We start from the raw sequence: 17,983 nt of genomic DNA, 5'->3' as shown, positions 1-17,983 counted from the left end.
GCGTCGGGCTCGCGACCGCGAGCCGCCTCAGAGGCCGACCCACTCCGAGACGCCGTCGCTGAAGTGCTGGCGCTTCCAGATCGGCACCTCGCGCTTGATCAGCTCGACGAGGCGCTCGCACGCGTCGAAGGCCTCGGCACGATGGCCCGCCCCGGCCGCGGCCACGAGGGCGACGTCGCCGATGCGCAGCTCGCCCACGCGGTGCGCCGCGGCGACCGCGAGCCCCGTCTCGGCCGAGATGCGACGCACGCAGTCGGCGAGGAACCGCTCGGCGTCGGGGTGCGCGCGATAGTCGAGCGACCGCACGCCCCGACCCTGGTCGTGGTCGCGCACGACCCCGTGGAAGACGACGACCGCACCGCTCGCGTCGGACTCGACGGCGCGGCGGACGGCGGCCTCGTCGAGCGGGTGATCGGAGACGACGGCGTGCGGTTCGGGCATGCGGCGATCCTATGCCGTCGGGGACGCGCTACTTCCCGGGCGCCGCCGCCCCGGGCCGGGCGTCGCGCAGCATCCCCGCGACGACGAGCGCGAAGGCGCCGACGATGACGAGCAGCCACAGCCCGAGCGCGTACGAGTTCGTCTCGGCGTTGTAGGTCGCCCCCATCACGAGCGGCGGGAAGTACCCTCCGAGACCGCCCGCGGCGGCCACGACGCCCGTCACCGCGCCGACCTTGTCCTTCGGGGTCGACGGGCCGACCCAGGCGAACACGGCGCCCATGCCGAGGCCCATCGCCGCGGCCATCGCGATGAACGTGACGCCGGTGAGGATGCCCTCGGGCGGCTGCTGCCCGACGACGTACGCGAGCGAGACGATGCCCGCGAGCGAGATGAGCGAGATGACCTTCGGCCCCACCCGGTCGGAGAGCGCGCCGCCGATCGGCCGCGCGACGACGGCCGCCGCGGCGAAGAGCGCGGTGCGGGTGCCCGCGCCGACGGGGTCGACGTCGTCGGGGTAGATCGTCGTGAGGTACTTCGGCAGGAAGGTCGAGAAGGCCACGAAGCCGCCGAATACGATGCCGTAGAGGAACGCCATCTCCCACGTGATGCGGAGCTTCAGCGCCCCGACGACCTTCGGCACGAGCGGCTGCCGGCTCGGCTCCCACACGGGCGAGTCGCGGAGGAACAGCCAGACGAGCACCGCCATGCCGGCCATGACCCCCGCGATCAGGAGGTGGGTCGGCAGGTAGCCGATCCACTCGGCCAGGCGCGGCGTGAAGAACGCCGAGACGGCCGTGCCGATCATGCCCATGCCGAACACGCCGGTCGCGAAGCCGCGACGCGACGGTTCATACCAGGCGCTCGAGAACGGCACGCCGACCGCGAAGATCGTGCCGGCGACGCCGAGGTAGAAGCCCGCGCCGATCAGCAGCGGGAAGCTCTTGATCTCGCCGGCCAGCGCGACGAGCAGCACGGCGGGCACCGAGAGCAGCAGCACGGCGACGAACATCGTGCGCCCGCCGAACCGGTCGGTGAGCGCTCCGGTGAGGATGCGCCCGAGTGCGCCGACGAGCACGGGCGTCGCGAGCATGAGCGAGATCTGCCCCTCGTCGAGGCCCATCTCGGTCGCATAGGTCTTCTGCAGCGGTGCGATCACCATCCACGCCCAGAAGCCGACGGTCGACGCGAGCGTCGCGAGCAGCACCTGTGCGAGCTGCCCCCGCAGCTTCGTGGGTTCCGGTTGCGTCGACGATGCGTTCATGCTGCCCCTTCAGCCGGATGGAGATCGTGACTCGTCCTGAGGCAGACAGTACCGGTCTCCCCTCCGGGGCGCACGCACCGCGCCCGGGCGATTCACCCCGGCGACGCGCGGAGCCGGCCGGGGTGCTTCCCATCCGATCGCCCGGCAAGCAGAATGGCGGACAGGACGTGTCGAATCGCGGCCTCGGCCGCTTCGACGCACCAGCCGAGACGAGGAGGCTTCGATGAGCCGAACGCCCCGACCTGCGACCGAGCCCGCCACCGACGGCCCGCTCGCCGATTCCCTCCTCAAGTTCGGCCGGTTCCTGAGACCGGGCGAGTTCTCGCCCGACCTCCGCACGGTCACGCTCGAGGGCGGCCGTCAGGGCGACGTCTTCTACCGCGACCGCTGGTCGCACGACAAGGTCGTGCGCTCGACGCACGGGGTGAACTGCACGGGCTCCTGCTCGTGGAAGGTGTACGTCAAGGACGGCATCATCACGTGGGAGACGCAGGAGACCGACTACCCCTCGGTCGGCCCCGACTCCCCCGAGTACGAGCCCCGCGGCTGCCCGCGCGGCGCCGCGTTCAGCTGGTACACCTACTCGCCGACGCGGGTGCGCTACCCCTACCTGCGCGGCGTGCTGCTCGAGCACTACCGAGCGGCGAAGCAGCGCGTCGGCGGCGACCCCGTGCTCGCCTGGGAGGCGCTCGTCGACGACCCCGTGGCATCCCGCGCGTACAAGCGGGCCCGCGGCAAGGGCGGGCTCGTGCGCGCGAGCTGGGACGAGACGCTCGAGATCGTCGCGGCCGCCCACGTGCACACGATCAAGGCGCACGGGCCCGACCGGGTCGCCGGGTTCTCGCCGATCCCGGCGATGTCGATGGTCTCGCACGGCGTCGGCGCCCGCTTCATCAACCTCATCGGCGGCACGATGCAGTCGTTCTACGACTGGTACGCCGACCTCCCGGTCGCGAGCCCGCAGGTGTTCGGCGACCAGACCGACGTGCCCGAGTCGGCCGATTGGTGGAACTCGACGTACCTCATGATGTGGGGGTCGAACGTGCCGGTCACCCGGACGCCCGACGCGCACTTCATGACCGAGGCCCGCTACCGCGGCCAGAAGGTCGTCACGGTCTCGCCCGACTACGCCGACAACACGAAGTTCGCCGACGAGTGGCTCTCGCCGCACCCGGGCACCGACGCGGCGCTCGCGATGTCGATGGGGCACGTGATCCTCAGCGAGTTCCTCGTCGAGCGGCGGGTGCCGCGCTTCGAGCACTACCTCAAGACCTACTCGGACGCCCCGTACCTGGTGTCGCTCGACGAGCGCGCGGCGAACGACGGCGGGCGCACGTACGTGCCGGGCAAGTTCCTGACGGCCGCCGACCTCGGCGGCGCTGCGGCCGACGTCGACAACGCGGCGTTCAAGACCGTGCTGCTCGACCAGGACGGCTCGGTCGTCGTGCCGAACGGCGCACTCGGCCACCGCTTCGGCGCCGCCGACGAGGGCAAGTGGAACCTCGACCTCGAGGGGGTCGACCCGCAGCTCTCGATCCGCGACGGCGCCTCCTGGAACGGCGAGGTCGCCGGGCTCGAACTGCCGCGCTTCGACGTCGCCCCCGAGGCCGGCGCCGAGCACGAGGGCGGCAGCGGCGTCGTGCGCCGCGGCGTGCCCGTCGCGCGCGTCGCCGGCCGGCTCGTGACGACCGTCTTCGACCTGCTGCTCGCCCAGTACGGCGTCGTACGCGAGGGCCTCCCCGGCGAGTGGCCGACGGGCTACGCGGATGCCTCGACGCCGGGCACGCCCGCCTGGCAGGAGGAGATCACCGGGGTGCCCGCCGAGCAGGCCGAACGCATCGGGCGCGAGTTCGCCGACAACGCCGAGCGCTCGGGCGGGCGCTCGATGATCCTCATGGGCGCCGGCACGAACCACTGGTTCCACTCCGACACGATCTACCGCACCTTCCTCGCCCTGACGACGATGACCGGCTGCCAGGGCGTCAACGGCGGCGGCTGGGCGCACTACGTCGGCCAGGAGAAGGTGCGGCCCGTCACCGGGTACTCGCAGTACGGCACCGCGAGCGACTGGTCGCGGCCCGGCCGGCAGATGATCGGCACCGCGTTCTGGTACCTCGCGACCGACCAGTGGCGCTACGACGGCCTGCCGGCCGACCAGCTCGCCTCCCCGCTCGCCGAGGGGCTCTTCGCAGGCCGCACCACGGCCGACTGCCTCGTCGAGTCGGCCAAGCGCGGCTGGATGCCGAGCTTCCCGACCTTCGACCGCAACCCGCTCGACCTCGTCGACGACGCGCGGGCCGCGGGCAAGGAGCCGGCCGAGTACGTGGTCGATTCCCTGAACGACGGCTCGCTGCGCTACGCCTGCGAAGACCCCGACTCGCCCGAGAACTTCCCGCGGGTGCTGAACATCTGGCGCGCGAACATCCTCGGCTCCTCGGGCAAGGGCAACGAGTACTTCCTCAAGCACCTGCTCGGCACCGATTCGTCGGTACGCGCCGCCGAGGCGCCGCCCGGGCGCCGCCCCGAGTCGATCGAGTGGCACGACGACGCCCCCGAGGGCAAACTCGACCTGCTCGTCACCGCCGACTTCCGCATGACGTCCACGACGCTCTTCTCCGACGTCGTGCTGCCCGCGGCCACCTGGTACGAGAAGCACGACCTCTCGTCGACCGACATGCACCCGTTCGTCCACTCGTTCAACCCCGCGATCGCACCGCCCTGGCAGACGAAGACCGACTTCGAGATCTTCCACCTCATCGCGAAGCGGTTCTCCGAGTATGCGCGCACGCACCTCGGCACCCGAAGCGACCTCGTCGCCGCTCCGCTGATGCACGACACCCCCGACGCCATGGCGACCCCGCACGGCACGGTCGAGCACGACCTGCCGCTCGTGCCCGGCGTGACGATGCCGAAGCTCGTCGTCGTCGAGCGCGACTACACGGCGATCGCCGACAAGCTGGCGACGCTCGGGCCGCTCGCGGTGAAGGCGGGCATGGTGACGAAGGGCATCGTGTTCGACCCGACGCCCGAGGTCGCCGAGCTCGGACGGCTCAACGGGGTCGCCACGGCGGGCGCAGGCGCCGGGCAGCCGCTGCTCGACACCGACGTGAAGGTGTGCGAGGCGATCCTCGCGCTCTCGGGCACGACGAACGGGCGGCTCTCGGTGCAGGGCTTCCGCCAGCTCGAGCAACGCACCGGCCAGCGCATCGCGCAGCTCGCCGAAGACCATGAGGGCGGTCGCATCCGCTTCGCGGACGTGCAGGCGCGGCCGGTCTCGGTCATCACGAGCCCCGAGTGGTCGGGCTCCGAGCACGGCGGCCGCCGCTACACGGCGTTCGCGATCAACGTCGAGCACCTGAAGCCGTGGCACACCCTCACGGGGCGGCAGCACTTCTTCCTCGACCACGATTGGATGCGCGAGCTCGGCGAGAACCTGCCGATCTACCGGCCGCCGCTCGACCTCGCGCGGCTCTTCGGCGATTCGCCGGTCGTCGGCTCGACCGCGCCGAGCGGCGACCCCGCGGCATCCGGGCATGCCGAGGTCGCGGTGCGCTACCTGACGCCGCACTCGAAGTGGTCGATCCACTCCGAGTACCAGGACAATCTCTTCATGCTGTCGCTCTCGCGCGGCGGCCCGACGATCTGGATGTCGACGCAGGACGCCGAGAAGATCGGCGTGCGCGACAACGAGTGGATCGAGTCGTACAACCGCAACGGCGTCGTCGTCGCCCGCGCGATCATCTCGCACCGCATGCCAGAGGGCACGGTGTACATGTACCACGCGAAGGACCGCACGGTCGACGTGCCGCGCACCGAGACGAGCGGGCAGCGCGGCGGCATCCACAACTCGCTCACCCGCGTGCTCCTGAAACCCAGCCACCTCATCGGCGGCTACGCGCAGCTCGCGTTCGCGTTCAACTACCTGGGGCCGACCGGCAACCAGCGAGACGAAGTCACGGTGATCCGCCGGCGCAGCCAGGAGGTCGAGTACTGATGCAGCACCGTCTGATGAGGGGCGCAGTCCGATGAAGGTCATGGCGCAGATGTCGATGGTCATGAACCTCGACAAGTGCATCGGCTGCCACACCTGCAGCGTCACCTGCAAGCAGGCGTGGACGAACCGCTCGGGCGTCGAGTACGTGTGGTTCAACAACGTCGAGACCCGGCCGGGAATCGGCTACCCGCGCCGCTACGAGGACCAGGAGAAGTGGGGCGGCGGCTGGGTGCGCACGAAGTCGGGGCGCCTCAAGCTGCGCTCGGGCGGGCGCCTGAAGAAGCTCGCCACGATCTTCTCGAACCCGAAGCTGCCCGAGATCCACGACTACTACGAGCCGTGGACCTACGAGTACGACATGCTGCTCAACGCCCCGGCGGGCGAGCACACGCCGGTCGCGAAGCCGAAGAGCCTGCTCACCGGCGAGGACATGAAGATCTCGTGGTCGGCGAACTGGGACGACAACCTCGGCGGCTCGGCCGAGACGATGGCGGGCGACCCGATCCTGCAGCACATGTCGGAGCACGTGGCCTCCGAGTACGAGCAGACCTACATGTTCTACCTGCCGCGCATCTGCGAGCACTGCCTGAACCCCTCGTGCGTGGCCTCGTGCCCGTCGGGCGCGATGTACAAGCGGGTCGAGGACGGCATCGTGCTGGTGGACCAGGACCAGTGCCGCGGCTGGCGCATGTGCGTGTCGGGCTGCCCCTACAAGAAGGTCTACTTCAACCACAAGACCGGCAAGGCCGAGAAGTGCACGCTCTGCTACCCCCGCCTCGAGGTGGGCCTGCCGACCGTGTGCTCCGAGACCTGCGTCGGGCGCCTCCGCTACCTCGGGCTCGTGCTGTACGACGCCGACCGGGTCGCCGAGGCGGCGTCGATCGAGGACGAGCACGCGCTCCTCGACGCGCAGCGCAGCGTCTTCCTCGACCCGCACGACCCGGCCGTCGTCCAGGCGGCCCGCGAGGCCGGCATCCCCGAGGACTGGATCGACGCCGCGCAGCGCTCGCCGATCCACCGGCTCATCAACGAGTACAAGGTGGCGCTGCCGCTCCATCCCGAGTACCGAACGATGCCGATGGTCTGGTACATCCCGCCGCTCTCGCCCGTGGTCGACGTCGTCGCCTCCTCGGGCAACGACGGCGAGGACGCGAAGACGCTGTTCTCCGCGATCGCGAAGCTCCGCATCCCGCTCGAGTACCTCGCCGGGCTCTTCACCGCCGGCGACACGCGCCCGGTCGAGGCGTCGCTGCGCAAGCTCGCCGCGATGCGCTCGTACATGCGCGGCATCAACCTCGGCGAGGGCAAGGACGAGCGCATCGCCGACGCCGTCGGCATGACGGGCGAGACGCTGGAGGAGATGTACCGGCTGCTCGCGATCGCGAAGTACGAGGAGCGCTACGTCATCCCGGCGGCGCACACCGAGCAGGCGCGCGAGCTCGACGAGCTCGCCTGCTCGCTCGACTACGACGGCGGGCCCGGCATGGGCGGCGCAGGCCCGTTCGGCTCGTCGAGCGGCCAGCAGGTGCCCGTCGCGGTCGAGAACTTCCACGCGCTGAAGAATCGGCAGAACGCCGACCGTCCCTCCACCTCGGGCCGGGTGAACCTGCTCAACTGGGACGGCAACGGCGCGCCCGACGGCCTCTTCCCACCGAAGGACGGCGAATGATGGCGAACTTCCCGCTCATCTTCAGACGGTCGGGGTCGGATGCCACGCGCTCGTCGCGCGGCCCGGCGACCGCCCCGCTCGCGCTCGACGACGCCACCAGGCGACTCGCGCACATCGCGGCCTCGCTGCTGCTCGACTACCCCGACGAGGGCTTCGATGCCCGGGTCGCGGCGGTCGAGGCCTCCCTCGGCGAGCTGCCGCCCGCGATCGCGGGCGAGTTCCGCGACTTCATCGACCACGCCGCCGCGAGCGATCGCGAGGCCCTCGCGATCGACTACGTCGCGACGTTCGACCTCAAGCGCAAGTGCTGCATGTACCTGAGCTACTACGCCGCGGGCGACACCCGCCGGCGCGGCACCGCACTCGTGACCTTCGTCCAGGCGTATCGCGCCGCGGGCTGGGAGTTCGACGCCGACGAGCTGCCCGACTACCTGCCCGCCGTGCTCGAGTTCTCGGCGCGCAGCGACTCGCCCGTGGCCTCGGAGCTGCTCGCGGCGCACCGCGACGGGCTCGAGGTGCTGCGCGAGGCCCTCGAGAAGCAGCGGAGCCCGTGGGCGGGCCTCGTGCGCGCCGTCTGCCGCTCGCTGCCCGAGCTCGACGAGGCGACCCGCGAGCGCTACCTCGAGCTCGTCAGCCAGGGGCCGCACGCCGAGACCGTCGGGCTGTCGTTCATCGGCGGACTCGGTCCGACCGTCCTGGCCCCGTACCAGCCCGTCGGAGCCGCACACGAGGAGGCACGCGCATGACCGCCTGGGACGTCCTGCTGTGGGTCGCGATGCCGTACGCCGCGTTCGCGGTGTTCGTCGTCGGGCACATCTGGCGCTACCGCTACGACAAGTTCGGCTGGACGACCCGCTCGAGCCAGACCTACGAGAACCGGCTGCTGCGCTGGGGCTCGCCGATGTTCCACCTCGGCATCCTGATGGTGATCGCCGGGCACGCCGTGGGCCTGCTCATCCCCCGCGAGTGGCTCTACGCCATCGGCATCGACGAGCACCTGTACCACCTCGGCGCGACCGCGCTCGGCACCGCCGCGGCGGTGCTCACCCTCGCCGGGCTCGCGATCCTGATCTACCGGCGGCGCACGGTCGGCCCGGTGTTCCTCGCGACGACCCGCATGGACAAACTGATGTACGTCGTGCTCGGCGCGGTGCTGCTGTTCGGCACGATCGCCACGGTCATGTACCAGCTGCTCGGGCCCGGCTACGAGTACCGCGGCACGGTCGGCCCGTGGCTGCGGAGCCTGATCGTCTTCCAGCCGCAGCCCGAGCTCATGGTCGACGTGCCGCTGATGTTCCAGATCCACGTGATCGCGGCGAACGTGCTGTTCGCGCTCTGGCCGTTCACCCGGCTCGTGCACGTGTGGTCGGCGCCGGTCGGCTACCTGTTCCGCCCGTACATCGTCTACCGCTCGCGCGACGACGCCCGGCGCCCCGGCTCGCGGCCGGTGCGGCCCGGGTGGGAGGGCATCCAGACGCCCGACCCGAAGAAGCTCACGAAGCTCTGATCGCTCAGCGCGTGACGAGGTCGGCGGCGACGCCGGCGAACCGTTGGATGCCGCCGTCGAGGGAGGCGACCTCGGCGTACCCCCTGCGGGCGAGCTCGCGGGCCGCGCGCTGCGAGCGGATGCCGACCTCGCAGTAGACGACGATCGGGCCGTCGCCGGGCGGAAGCTCGGCACCGCCGAGCAGCTCGCCGAGCGGCAGCAGCGAACTGCCGTCGATGCTGGTGAGCGCCGCCTCGCTCGGCTCTCGCACGTCGATGAGGCGCAGCGGCTCGTCGGCACGCAGGCGCGCGAGCAGATCGGCGGCCGAGATCGGGGCGGGCGCCGCGAGCAGGTCGCCGGTCGAGGCATCCGCCTCGCTCGGATCGTCGAGGCCGCAGAAGCGCTCGTAGTCGATGAGGTCGGTGATCTCGTCGGCGCCGGCGATCGCCGTGTAGGCGATCTCACGGGTGCGCGCGGTGAGCGCGTCGTAGCTGAGCACCCGTCCGAGGAGGGGATCGCCGAGGCCCGTGACGAGCTTCACGACCTCCGTCGCCATGAGTGCGCCGACCACGAGGCAGAGGCTCGGCAGCACGCCGCCGAGCTCGCAGCTCGGCACCTCGCCCGGGGCCGGCGGCACGGGGAAGAGGTCGCGATAGCCGGGCCCGTGACCGCGCCAGGCGACGCCGAGCTGCCCGTGGAAGCGCAGGATCGCGCCCCATACGAGCGGCGTGCCCGCGAGGTGCGCCGCGTCGTTCGTGAGGTACCGCGTCGGGAAGTTGTCGCTGCCGTCGACGACGACGTCGTAGTCGTCGAGGATGCCCGGCAGGTTCGCCGCGGTCACCCGCTCGCGGTGGCGGATCACCCGGCACTCGGGGTCGCTCGCGGCGACCGTCTCGGCGAGCGAGTCGACCTTGGGGCGTCCGAGGTCGGCGACGCCGTGACTGAGCTGGCGGGGCAGGTTGCTGAGCTCGACGTCGTCGAAGTCGGCGATGCCGATCGTGCCGACGCCCGATCCGGCGAGGGCGGGCACGACCGCGCTGCCGAGGCCGCCGGCGCCGACGACGAGCACGCGCGCGGCCTGGAGGCGGCGCTGGGCGAGCTCGCCGAAGCCGGGCAGCATGAGCTGCCGGCTGAAGCGCGCGAGCCTGGCCGGGGCCAGCGGCGGCCCGGGCTCGACGAGCGGCTCGGTCATGCGGCCAGTGTAATCCGCCGGCCTGGCGCGCCGGCGGAGTCGGCCGCGGCGGCGGATCAGGATAGGGTCCCAGATCCGACGCGCGACGCCCGAGTCGACAGAGCGATCGGCGCCGGGGGCACTGGGAGGGTCTCGTGGGGGTCCGAGACGGCTCCACCCCTGGGCGCCGATCGTGGGACACCCACTGGGGGTGTGGGTCAGATGTCCCACTCATGAATCTAGGGCGCGATCCTGTGAGTGGACTCGATGCTCGCTGGACGATCGCACCGAGAACCGTGCGCGCCGCCGACCGGGTCCGCGCACCGGTGCTCCGGTACCATCGACGGCATGACGATCGTCACCGTGCGGTACTTCGCGGCGGCCGCCGAGGCGGCCGGCACCGAGGAGGAGGCGCTCGAGCTCCCCGACGGGACCACGGTCGGTCACCTCCGCGACGAACTCGCCGCACGCTACGGCGCCGCGATGCAGCGCGTGCTGCAGAACGGGTCGTTCCTCGTCGACGGCACCGTGCAGCGCGACCCCGCGACCGCGCTCGGGGCCGCCGTCGACATCCTCCCGCCGTTCGCCGGCGGCTAGGGCCGAGCACGCCCGAGCATCCTCGAACTCGGGATCCCGCACCACCCCACCGCAGGAGACGAGGTCGGAATGCGCAGCTACGCCGAACACCAACGCGCCGTGCACGAACTGCTCGACCCGCTCGCGGCCCGGCTGGAGGAGTCGGGCGGCAGTCCGGTCGCGGTCGCGGCGGGCGGCCTCCGCGGCCAGGACGCCGCGGGGCGCGTGCTCGCCCGCGACGTCCACTCGCCCGCGGAGCTTCCCGGCTTCGACAACTCGCAGATGGACGGCTACGCCGTGCGCTCGCACGAGCTCGCCGCGGCCCGCCCCGGCAGCCCGGTGCACCTGGCCGTCGGGCCGACGAGCGCCGCGGGCGATGCGCCGTTCGTGCTCGCGCCCGGCACCGCCTCGCCGGTGATGACCGGTGCCGCGATCCCCGACGGCGCCGACGCGGTCGTGCCGATCGAGGCCGCCGACCCGTCGTCCTTCATCGGCCTCGGCGCGGGGCGCCACGACTCCCCCGACGGCTCGGTCGTCGGGTTCACCGCGCCGGTGGAGCCGGGCGCCTTCATCCGCCGCGCCGGCAGCGACATCGCCGCGGGCGCGCTGCTGCTCGCCGCGGGCACGCGGCTCGGGCCCGCCCAGCTCGGCTCGCTCGCCTCGGCGGGCGTCACCGAGGTGCCCGTGCGACGCCGGCTGCGGGTGCTGCTCGTCTCGACCGGTCACGAGCTGGAGGCCCCCGGCGCGCCGCTCAGCCCCGGGCGGATCCACGACGCCAATACGGCGATGCTCGGTGCGGCGCTGCGCGGGTGCGGCGTCGACGTCGTCGAGGCGATCGCCTCCGACGACGCCGCGTCCGTGCGGGGCGTGCTCGAGGCATCCGCCCCCGCCGTCGACCTCGTGGTGACCACCGGCGGCGTCAGCGCCGGGGCCTTCGAAGTGGTGCGCGAGGCGCTCGCCCCGCTCGGCGTCGAGTTCGTGAAGGTCGCGATCCAGCCCGGCGGGCCGCAGGGCCTCGGCACCGCGCGCATCGGGTCGGGCGGCTCGGCGGGCGCCGGAGGCGACGCCGTCGTCGAGGTGCCGGTCGTGTCGTTCCCCGGCAACCCGGTGTCGGCGCTCGTCTCGTTCGAGCTCTTCCTGCGGCCCGTGCTGCGACGTCTCGAGGGCCTCGCCCCCGATCGGCACCGCGCGCGCCTGCCGCTCGCGCACGACGTCGTCTCGCCGCGCGCGAAGCACCAGGTGCGGCGCGGCGTGATCGACGGCGACGGCGCCGTCGAGGTTGGCGCACCGAGCTCGCACCTGCTGCACGCGTATGCTCAGGCGACAGTGCTCGTGCACCTGCCGGTGGGGGTCGACGCACTCCCGGCCGGCGCCGCCGTCGACGTCTGGAGGATCGATGACTGACACCCCGCCCCGGCTCACCCACCTGCGCGACGACGGCTCCGCCCACATGGTCGACGTCACCGACAAGCAGGTCACGAAGCGCACCGCGAGCGCGCAGGCGGTGCTCACGACCCGCCCCGAGGTGGTCGCCGCGATCCTCGACGGCACCCTGCCGAAGGGCGAGGCGATCGGCACCGCGCGCATCGCGGGCATCATGGCCGCGAAGCAGACCTCGACCCTCATCCCGCTCTGCCACCCGCTGCCCCTCACGAAGCTCGACGTCGACATCGCCGCCGAGGGCGATCGGGTGCGCGTCGTCGCGACCGCCACGACCAAGGGCGTGACCGGCGTCGAGATGGAGGCGCTGACCGCCGCGAGCGTCGCCGCGCTCACCCTCTACGACATGATCAAGGCCGTCGACAACCGCGCCGTGATCGGCGAGATCATGGTGCTCGCGAAAGAGGGCGGCAAGAGCGGCGACTGGTCGCGGGCATGAGCGACCGGATGCCACGGGCCGCCACCGTGCTCGTCGCCTCGACGCGTGCCGCGGCCGGCGTCTACGAGGACCGCACCGGGCCGGTGATCGCGGCCTGGCTCGTCGAGCGCGGCTTCTCGGTGCAGGGGCCGCTCGTGGCCGCCGACGGAGTGGCGTTCGCGACCGCGCTGCAGGCGGCCGCGGCCGCGGCGCCCGCCCTCATCGTGACGACCGGCGGAACCGGGCTCGCGCCGGGCGACGGCACCCCCGAGGCCACCGCCGCGCTGCTCGACCGCGAGCTTCCCGGCTTCGCCGAGGAACTGCGTCGTCGCGGTGCGGCGACCACGCCGACCGCCCTGCTGACCCGGGGCCTGGCCGGCGTCGCCGGGTCGACGTTCGTGGTGAACCTGCCCGGCTCGAGCGGCGGCGTGCGCGACGGACTCGGCCTGCTCGGCGAGGTGCTCGACCACGTGCTCGACCAGCTCGCGGGCGGCGACCACCCCGCGGCATCCGCCTGACCCCAGACACACACCCCCGACGCGGTCTCAGGAAATAGTCACCTGCTCAGGACGATTTCGCCGAATTCGTCCTGAGCAGCGGCCTTTTTCCTGAATCGGTGGGAGAGCTCAGCCCGCGTGGTGGCGCGGGACGCGGGGCGGGGTGACGTGGGCCTGCGCCAGCTCGGCGTTCCGGGCGGAGACGACGGCGAGCCGGGCGAGGCGTTCGCGTTCGAGCGGCACCGCGAACACGACCCAGAGCACGAGGGCGACCCCGGCGCCGACGAGTGCGCCGCCCACGGTGTCCGAGAACCAGTGCGCGCCCAGATAGGTTCGGCTGACCGCCATGAGCACGGTGTAGACGACGCCGAGCACCCACACCCAGACGCGCGGGACGATCACGCCCACCGCGACGGCGATGGTCGCCGCGTTCGCGACATGCCCCGACGGGAATGAGCCGTAGTCGGAGACGACGATCATGTCTTCGGGGCGGGCTCGGCCGAAGAGCGTCTTGAGCACCTGCACGACCCCGGCGCTGACCGCGGAGGCGAGCACGAAGTAGAGCGCAGCCCAGGGCCTGCGCAGCAGCAGGAGCACGATCGCGGTGCCGAGCGGGATCACGAAGACCGCGATGATGCCGCCGCCGAGCGCGTTCATGAAGTACGAGAAGATGTCGCCGACGGGTCCGCGCCAGGTGAGCACGTCCTCGGCCCACTCCTCGTCGACCTCGAACGGCAGCCCGCCCTGCCGGCCCATGATCACGAAGCCGAGCAGTGCCGCAGTCACGACCGCGGCGATGCCGCCGATGAGCGGCGCACGTCGGCGCACCGTCGGGACGGAGGCGGCCGCCTGCTTCTTCTCAACGGTGCTCGCCGGCTGCATCCCCCCACGCTAACGCGAGGCGGCCGGACATCCGGCCGCCTCGCCCGGGCGGTCGGGGTTCCGGCGGGTTCCGTCGGGCCTCAGTCGGTGAGGGGCGGCACGGTCTTCGGGCGCACGAGCGCCCAGAGGCCGACGATCGCGACCGCCGCGGCGGCCGTCATCACGATCGCCATCGGCAGCGCGCTGCCGACGCCCATGAGTCCGATGAGCGGCGAGATGAGCCCCGCGAGGCCGAAGTTCAGCGCGCCGAGCAGCGACGCCGCGGTGCCCGCCTCGCTGCCGTGCGAGGCGAGCGCGAGGATCTGCACCGCGGGGAACGAGAACCCGCACGCCGTGATGAAGAGGAACAGCGGCACGATCGTGCCCCAGAGCCCGGCACCGGTCACGTCGAGTACCGCGATCGCGATGGCCGAGCCGAAGAGCACGACGGTCGTGACCGAGAGGATCCACTGCGGCGCGACCCGCCCGCGCATGAGCCGCGAGCTCGTCTGCACGCCGATGATGATGCCGACCGAGTTCACGCCGAACAGCAGCCCGTACTGCTGGGCCGTGAACTCGTACACCTCCTGGAAGAGGAAGGACGACGTCGAGAGGTACCCGAACAGCCCGGTGAACACCATGCCGCCGACGAGCGCCGCCCCGAGGTAGACCCGGTCGCAGAAGAGGGCCCGGTAGCGGTCGCGCATCGTCGAGTGGCCGGTGACGTGCCGGCGCGAGGGCGGCAGCGTCTCGACGATGAGGAAGGCGACGCAGAGCACGACCACGACGCCGTAGGCGGCGAGCACCCAGAAGATGCCGCGCCAGTCCATGACCTGCAGCAGCTGCGAGCCGATGACCGGCGCGAGCACCGGGGCGAGTCCGTTCACGAGCGCGAGGCGGGAGAGCATCTTCACGAGCGGCTTGCCGCCGAACAGGTCGCGCACCATCGCCATCGCGACGACGCCGCCCGCAGCGGCGCCGAAGCCCTGGAGCAGGCGGAACGCTGCGAGCCAGACGATGTCGGGCGCGAACGCCGCACCGACCGAGGCGGCGATGTGCAGTGCGGTCGCGAGCATCAGCGGGAGCCGGCGCCCGACCTTGTCGCTCCACGGGCCGACGATGAGCTGCCCGAAGCCGAAGCCGATCATCGTGCCCGTCAGGGTGATCTGCACGGCGGCGGCCGAGACGCCGAGCTCGTCCTGCAGCACCGGGAAGGCGGGCAGGTAGAGGTCGACGGTGAACGGCCCGAGCGCGGTGAGCGCTCCGAGCACGAGCACGTAGACGAGGCGCTGGCGCGCGGTCAGCGCGTCGCCGGGATGCATCGACACGACGGGGGTCGACCGGGTGTCGTCGGGGCGGATGATGGGGATGGGGCTCGTGGCGGACATGCGATCCTGGCGTGCTCGAAGGCGGATGAGGTCTGGTGCCGGGCGCGACCGGCGGCCTCGGCGCGCGCCATCGGACGCCGGGAACGACGACGACGGCGCCGCTCGGGTGCCGTCGTGCTGATCCGGGTCGTCGCGGCGACTCGAATCGATTCGAAGCACCCAGATTACCGCACCTGCTGCCGCGGCGCGAGAGTCGATCCACCACGCTCGGCATGTATCCGGGCGGCGTCGATAGTCTGGATCCGTGCCCTTCGATCTCCGAGACATCCCGCTCGACCAGAAGGCCGAGGCCGCGCTCGCCGCCCGTGGCCTCGCCTACCGCGTGATCGACCCGCAGGACCGCGCGGCGCTCGCGGCGTGGGCGCAGGCCGACAGTCGCGGCTTCCACCAGCCGGCGCCCCACGGCCCCGAGCTCGAGCGCGAGCTCGGCGTGCTCGCGGAGCGGCGCGTGCACGGGGTCTACGACCCCACGCTCGACGAGGCCGAGATCCCCGTCGCGACCGTCGCGAGCTGGCCCACGGGCCTCAGCGTGCCCGGCGGCCGCAGCGTCGACGGCTGGGCCGTGAGCTCGGTGACGGTCGCACCGACCCACCGACGGCGCGGGGTCGCGCGGGCGCTCATGGAGGGCGAGCTGCACAACGCCGTCGCCGCCGGCGCTGCCCTGGCGATGCTGACCGCGACCGAGGCCACGATCTACGGGCGCTACGGCTACGCTCCGGCGGCGCGAGCGACGACGCTCGAGGTCGACCGCTCGCGCGTCGCATGGGCCGGCGGCGCCGAGCCGGGCCGCGTGCAGTTCGTGCCGGCCGCGGTGATGCGCGAACAGGCCCCGGCGATCGCACGCCGCGCGGTGGCGCGCACCCCCGGTGAGATCGACCGCTGGTCGGGCCTGCTCGACCGGGTGCTCGGCACCCACCACCCCGACAGCGACCACGCGCGCGCGGTCCGGGTCGCCCGCTACGACGACCGGCGCGACCAGCCGCAGGGCTTCGTCGTCTACCGGATCCGGCACGAGGGCCAGGGCGCGGGGGTGCTCGAGTTCGACTTCATGGCCGCGGCGAGCGACGAGGCCGAGCGTGCGCTCTGGCGGTTCCTCCTCGAGCAGGACTTCGTCAGCCGCATCCGCGGACGCCTGCGTTCGATCGACGAGCCGCTGCCGTGGCTCCTGGCCGACCGACGCGCGATCCGGGTGACCGAGTCGCACGACCACCTCTGGCTCCGCATCCTCGACCCCGTCGCCGCCCTCGAGGCCCGCGGCTACACCGGCAGCGGCTCGCTCGTGCTCGACGTCGACGACCCGCAGGGCTACGCCGCGGGCCGGTTCGAGATCGAGTTCTCGGCGAAGGGCCACGCCGAGGTGCGACGGCTCGAGCAGGGCGCGAGGGATGCCACGGCCCACGCCGCGCGTCGATCGCGCCCCGCGCAGGGCCTGCGGCTCGGTGTGACCGAGCTCGCGGCGATCTACCTCGGCGACGTCGCGCCGTCCCTCCTCGCCCGCGCCGGCCGGGTCGTCGAGACGACGCCCGGATCGCTCGCCCTCGCCGACCGTCTGTTCTCCTCGCCGCGGGCCCCGCACCTCAGCGTCTGGTTCTGAGCCGCGGCCGCCGGCCCGCGGACGATCGCGTCACCCGGCGCCCGTGCGACCGCTCACGCGGCGTGACGGGCGGCGAGCTCGGCGCCGGCCCGCTCGAGCCAGCGCAGCGGCTCCGCGACGGCCCCCGCGCCGCTGCCGGCGAGCTCGGTGAGCGAGGTGCTCGCCGCGAACCCGGCGCGCTCGGGATCGGCGACCACCGCCCCCGCGACGAGTGCGGCGGCGGCATCGGCGGCCGTCGCGAGGCGCACGACCTCCGAGGGCACCTTGCCGGCCGCCGACTGCCCGTCGAAGCGGCCCTCCCCCGTGATCACGAGTGCCGCGCCCCGCACCGCGGCCGGCAGTCCGATCGTCTCGGCGACGGTGCGCGCGCCGGGCGCGATCGTCGCACCCCAGGCGAGCAGGCCGTACCCGGTGCCGCCCGCGGCACCCGCGCCCGGGACCCCGGGGTCGATCGCGGGCAGGAGCGCGGCGAGCCGGGCGAGTCCGGCGTCGAGCTCGGCGACCTCGGCGCCCGAGGCGCCCTTCTGGGGGCCGAACACCGAGGCCGCACCGCTCGGCCCGAGCAGGGGGTTCGTGACGTCGACGAGCAGCCTGGCTCCCGCCGAGGGCGGGCGGCGGAGGCCTTCGAGACGCGCCTCGGCGAGCCGGGCGAGCCCGCGGCCGCCGGCCGGGACGGGCCTGCCCGCCTCGTCGAGGAGCTCGGCGCCGAGCGCTGCGAGCGCTCCCGCTCCCCCGTCGGTCGAGGCGCTGCCGCCGAGGGCGAGGAGCAGGCGCCCGACGCCGTGGTCGAGCGCCGCGGCGATCGCCTCGCCGAATCCCCGGGTATGCGCGTCGAGCGGCGCGAGCGGGTCGAGCAGCGTGATGCCGCTCGTCGCGGCGAGCTCGACGACCCCGGTCGACGGCTCGCCGGGCAGCAGCAGCCAGTGCGCGGCGACGGGCTCGCCGCGCGGGCCCGAGACGGTGACGGGTATGCGCGTCGCCCCCGGGAGCGCCGCCTCGAAGGCGTCCATCGTGCCCTCGCCGCCGTCGGCCATCGGGCGCAGCACCAGTTCGTCGCCCGGTCGCACCGAGCTCCAGCCGCGTGCGATCGCGCCGGCGGCGTCGGCCGCGGTGGCGGTGCCCTTGAACGAGTCGGGGGCGATGACGACGCGGCTCATCGGGCTCCTCCCGGCACGGGGTCGCCGCCT

Annotated in this window: 15 protein-coding genes; 9 read left to right on the top strand and 6 right to left on the bottom strand. The window is 72.9% G+C overall.

What is annotated here, in order from left to right; translation table 11 throughout:
- Positions 1 to 27: 27 nt before the first annotated feature.
- Positions 28 to 441, bottom strand: coding sequence for a molybdenum cofactor biosynthesis protein MoaE (locus ACFVTH_RS12600; RefSeq protein WP_387091256.1), 414 nt, complete (start codon positions 439 to 441; stop codon positions 28 to 30).
- A gap of 28 nt (positions 442 to 469) precedes the next feature.
- Positions 470 to 1,702 carry a nitrate/nitrite transporter gene (locus ACFVTH_RS12595; RefSeq protein ID WP_387091253.1) on the bottom strand — a complete coding sequence of 411 codons (1,233 nt, stop codon included), beginning with the start codon at positions 1,700 to 1,702 and terminating at the stop codon, positions 470 to 472.
- Positions 1,703 to 1,925: 223 nt separating this feature from the next.
- On the opposite strand from ACFVTH_RS12595, the gene ACFVTH_RS12590 reads away from it, so the two are divergent.
- Genes ACFVTH_RS12590 through narI form a run of 4 tightly spaced genes read left to right on the top strand, consistent with a single transcriptional unit; the run spans position 1,926 to position 8,872 of the window.
- Positions 1,926 to 5,696, top strand: coding sequence for a nitrate reductase subunit alpha (locus ACFVTH_RS12590; protein WP_387091250.1), 3,771 nt, complete (start codon positions 1,926 to 1,928; stop codon positions 5,694 to 5,696).
- A gap of 31 nt (positions 5,697 to 5,727) precedes the next feature.
- Positions 5,728 to 7,365, top strand: a complete 1,638-nt coding sequence (gene narH, locus ACFVTH_RS12585; RefSeq protein ID WP_387091247.1) for a nitrate reductase subunit beta — start codon at positions 5,728 to 5,730, stop codon at positions 7,363 to 7,365.
- A complete protein-coding gene (gene narJ, locus ACFVTH_RS12580; RefSeq protein ID WP_387091244.1) occupies positions 7,365 to 8,111 on the top strand; it encodes a nitrate reductase molybdenum cofactor assembly chaperone in 747 nt (248 codons plus the stop codon). The genes narH and narJ overlap by 1 nt, the downstream gene beginning before the upstream one ends.
- Positions 8,108 to 8,872, top strand: coding sequence for a respiratory nitrate reductase subunit gamma (gene narI / locus ACFVTH_RS12575; RefSeq protein ID WP_387091241.1), 765 nt, complete (start codon positions 8,108 to 8,110; stop codon positions 8,870 to 8,872). Before narJ ends, narI begins: the two co-directional genes overlap by 4 nt.
- A 4-nt stretch (positions 8,873 to 8,876) precedes the next feature.
- On the opposite strand, the gene ACFVTH_RS12570 is transcribed toward narI, so the two are convergent.
- Positions 8,877 to 10,043, bottom strand: coding sequence for a ThiF family adenylyltransferase (locus ACFVTH_RS12570; RefSeq protein ID WP_387091238.1), 1,167 nt, complete (start codon positions 10,041 to 10,043; stop codon positions 8,877 to 8,879).
- 327 nt (positions 10,044 to 10,370) lie between these two features.
- On the opposite strand from ACFVTH_RS12570, the gene ACFVTH_RS12565 reads away from it, so the two are divergent.
- From ACFVTH_RS12565 to ACFVTH_RS12550, 4 genes are all read left to right on the top strand, one after another.
- Positions 10,371 to 10,619, top strand: a complete 249-nt coding sequence (locus tag ACFVTH_RS12565) for a MoaD/ThiS family protein (protein ID WP_387091231.1) — start codon at positions 10,371 to 10,373, stop codon at positions 10,617 to 10,619.
- 69 nt (positions 10,620 to 10,688) lie between these two features.
- A complete protein-coding gene (gene glp, locus ACFVTH_RS12560) occupies positions 10,689 to 12,002 on the top strand; it encodes a gephyrin-like molybdotransferase Glp (protein WP_387091229.1) in 1,314 nt (437 codons plus the stop codon).
- Positions 11,995 to 12,477, top strand: coding sequence for a cyclic pyranopterin monophosphate synthase MoaC (gene moaC, locus ACFVTH_RS12555; RefSeq protein ID WP_387091226.1), 483 nt, complete (start codon positions 11,995 to 11,997; stop codon positions 12,475 to 12,477). The genes glp and moaC overlap by 8 nt, the downstream gene beginning before the upstream one ends.
- An 8-nt stretch (positions 12,478 to 12,485) precedes the next feature.
- Positions 12,486 to 12,974, top strand: a complete 489-nt coding sequence (locus ACFVTH_RS12550) for a molybdenum cofactor biosynthesis protein B (protein WP_387091223.1) — start codon at positions 12,486 to 12,488, stop codon at positions 12,972 to 12,974.
- Between the two features lie 108 nt (positions 12,975 to 13,082).
- Here the strand turns inward: ACFVTH_RS12550 and ACFVTH_RS12545 are convergent, their stop codons facing one another.
- On the bottom strand, positions 13,083 to 13,835 hold the full coding sequence (locus ACFVTH_RS12545; RefSeq protein WP_387091220.1) for a phosphatase PAP2 family protein: 753 nt from the start codon (positions 13,833 to 13,835) through the stop codon (positions 13,083 to 13,085).
- An 80-nt stretch (positions 13,836 to 13,915) separates the two neighbouring features.
- Positions 13,916 to 15,136, bottom strand: coding sequence for a multidrug effflux MFS transporter (locus tag ACFVTH_RS12540; RefSeq protein ID WP_387091861.1), 1,221 nt, complete (start codon positions 15,134 to 15,136; stop codon positions 13,916 to 13,918).
- Between the two features lie 310 nt (positions 15,137 to 15,446).
- Here ACFVTH_RS12540 and ACFVTH_RS12535 point away from each other — a divergent pair, with 310 nt between their 5' ends.
- The gene (locus ACFVTH_RS12535; protein ID WP_387091218.1) at positions 15,447 to 16,796 is read left to right on the top strand and encodes a GNAT family N-acetyltransferase; all 1,350 of its coding nucleotides are present in this window, start codon (positions 15,447 to 15,449) and stop codon (positions 16,794 to 16,796) included.
- A gap of 53 nt (positions 16,797 to 16,849) precedes the next feature.
- Here ACFVTH_RS12535 and ACFVTH_RS12530 read toward each other — a convergent pair whose 3' ends face one another.
- On the bottom strand, positions 16,850 to 17,953 hold the full coding sequence (locus tag ACFVTH_RS12530; protein WP_387091215.1) for a glycerate kinase: 1,104 nt from the start codon (positions 17,951 to 17,953) through the stop codon (positions 16,850 to 16,852).
- Between the last annotated feature and the right edge of the window lie 30 nt (positions 17,954 to 17,983).

The sequence above is a fragment of the Agromyces sp. NPDC058104 genome (assembly GCF_042884835.1).
GTDB lineage: Bacteria > Actinomycetota > Actinomycetes > Actinomycetales > Microbacteriaceae > Agromyces.
Note: the sequence above shows the minus strand (reverse complement) of the source record. Positions and strands in the feature narration are given on the sequence as shown.

Bases quoted from the DNA above. Each gene is read 5' to 3' on its own strand.
- ACFVTH_RS12600 (WP_387091256.1), bottom strand. From the start codon at position 441: ATGCCCGAACCGCACGCCGTCGTCTCCGATCACCCGCTCGACGAGGCC.
- narJ (WP_387091244.1), top strand. From the start codon at position 7,365: ATGGCGAACTTCCCGCTCATCTTCAGACGGTCGGGGTCGGATGCCACG.
- ACFVTH_RS12545 (WP_387091220.1), bottom strand. From the start codon at position 13,835: ATGCAGCCGGCGAGCACCGTTGAGAAGAAGCAGGCGGCCGCCTCCGTC.
- ACFVTH_RS12570 (WP_387091238.1), bottom strand. From the start codon at position 10,043: ATGACCGAGCCGCTCGTCGAGCCCGGGCCGCCGCTGGCCCCGGCCAGG.
- ACFVTH_RS12540 (WP_387091861.1), bottom strand. From the start codon at position 15,136: ATGCATCCCGGCGACGCGCTGACCGCGCGCCAGCGCCTCGTCTACGTG.
- moaC (WP_387091226.1), top strand. From the start codon at position 11,995: ATGACTGACACCCCGCCCCGGCTCACCCACCTGCGCGACGACGGCTCC.
- narH (WP_387091247.1), top strand. From the start codon at position 5,728: ATGAAGGTCATGGCGCAGATGTCGATGGTCATGAACCTCGACAAGTGC.
- ACFVTH_RS12595 (WP_387091253.1), bottom strand. From the start codon at position 1,702: ATGAACGCATCGTCGACGCAACCGGAACCCACGAAGCTGCGGGGGCAG.
- ACFVTH_RS12565 (WP_387091231.1), top strand. From the start codon at position 10,371: ATGACGATCGTCACCGTGCGGTACTTCGCGGCGGCCGCCGAGGCGGCC.
- ACFVTH_RS12590 (WP_387091250.1), top strand. From the start codon at position 1,926: ATGAGCCGAACGCCCCGACCTGCGACCGAGCCCGCCACCGACGGCCCG.
- narI (WP_387091241.1), top strand. From the start codon at position 8,108: ATGACCGCCTGGGACGTCCTGCTGTGGGTCGCGATGCCGTACGCCGCG.
- glp (WP_387091229.1), top strand. From the start codon at position 10,689: ATGCGCAGCTACGCCGAACACCAACGCGCCGTGCACGAACTGCTCGAC.
- ACFVTH_RS12550 (WP_387091223.1), top strand. From the start codon at position 12,486: ATGCCACGGGCCGCCACCGTGCTCGTCGCCTCGACGCGTGCCGCGGCC.
- ACFVTH_RS12530 (WP_387091215.1), bottom strand. From the start codon at position 17,953: ATGAGCCGCGTCGTCATCGCCCCCGACTCGTTCAAGGGCACCGCCACC.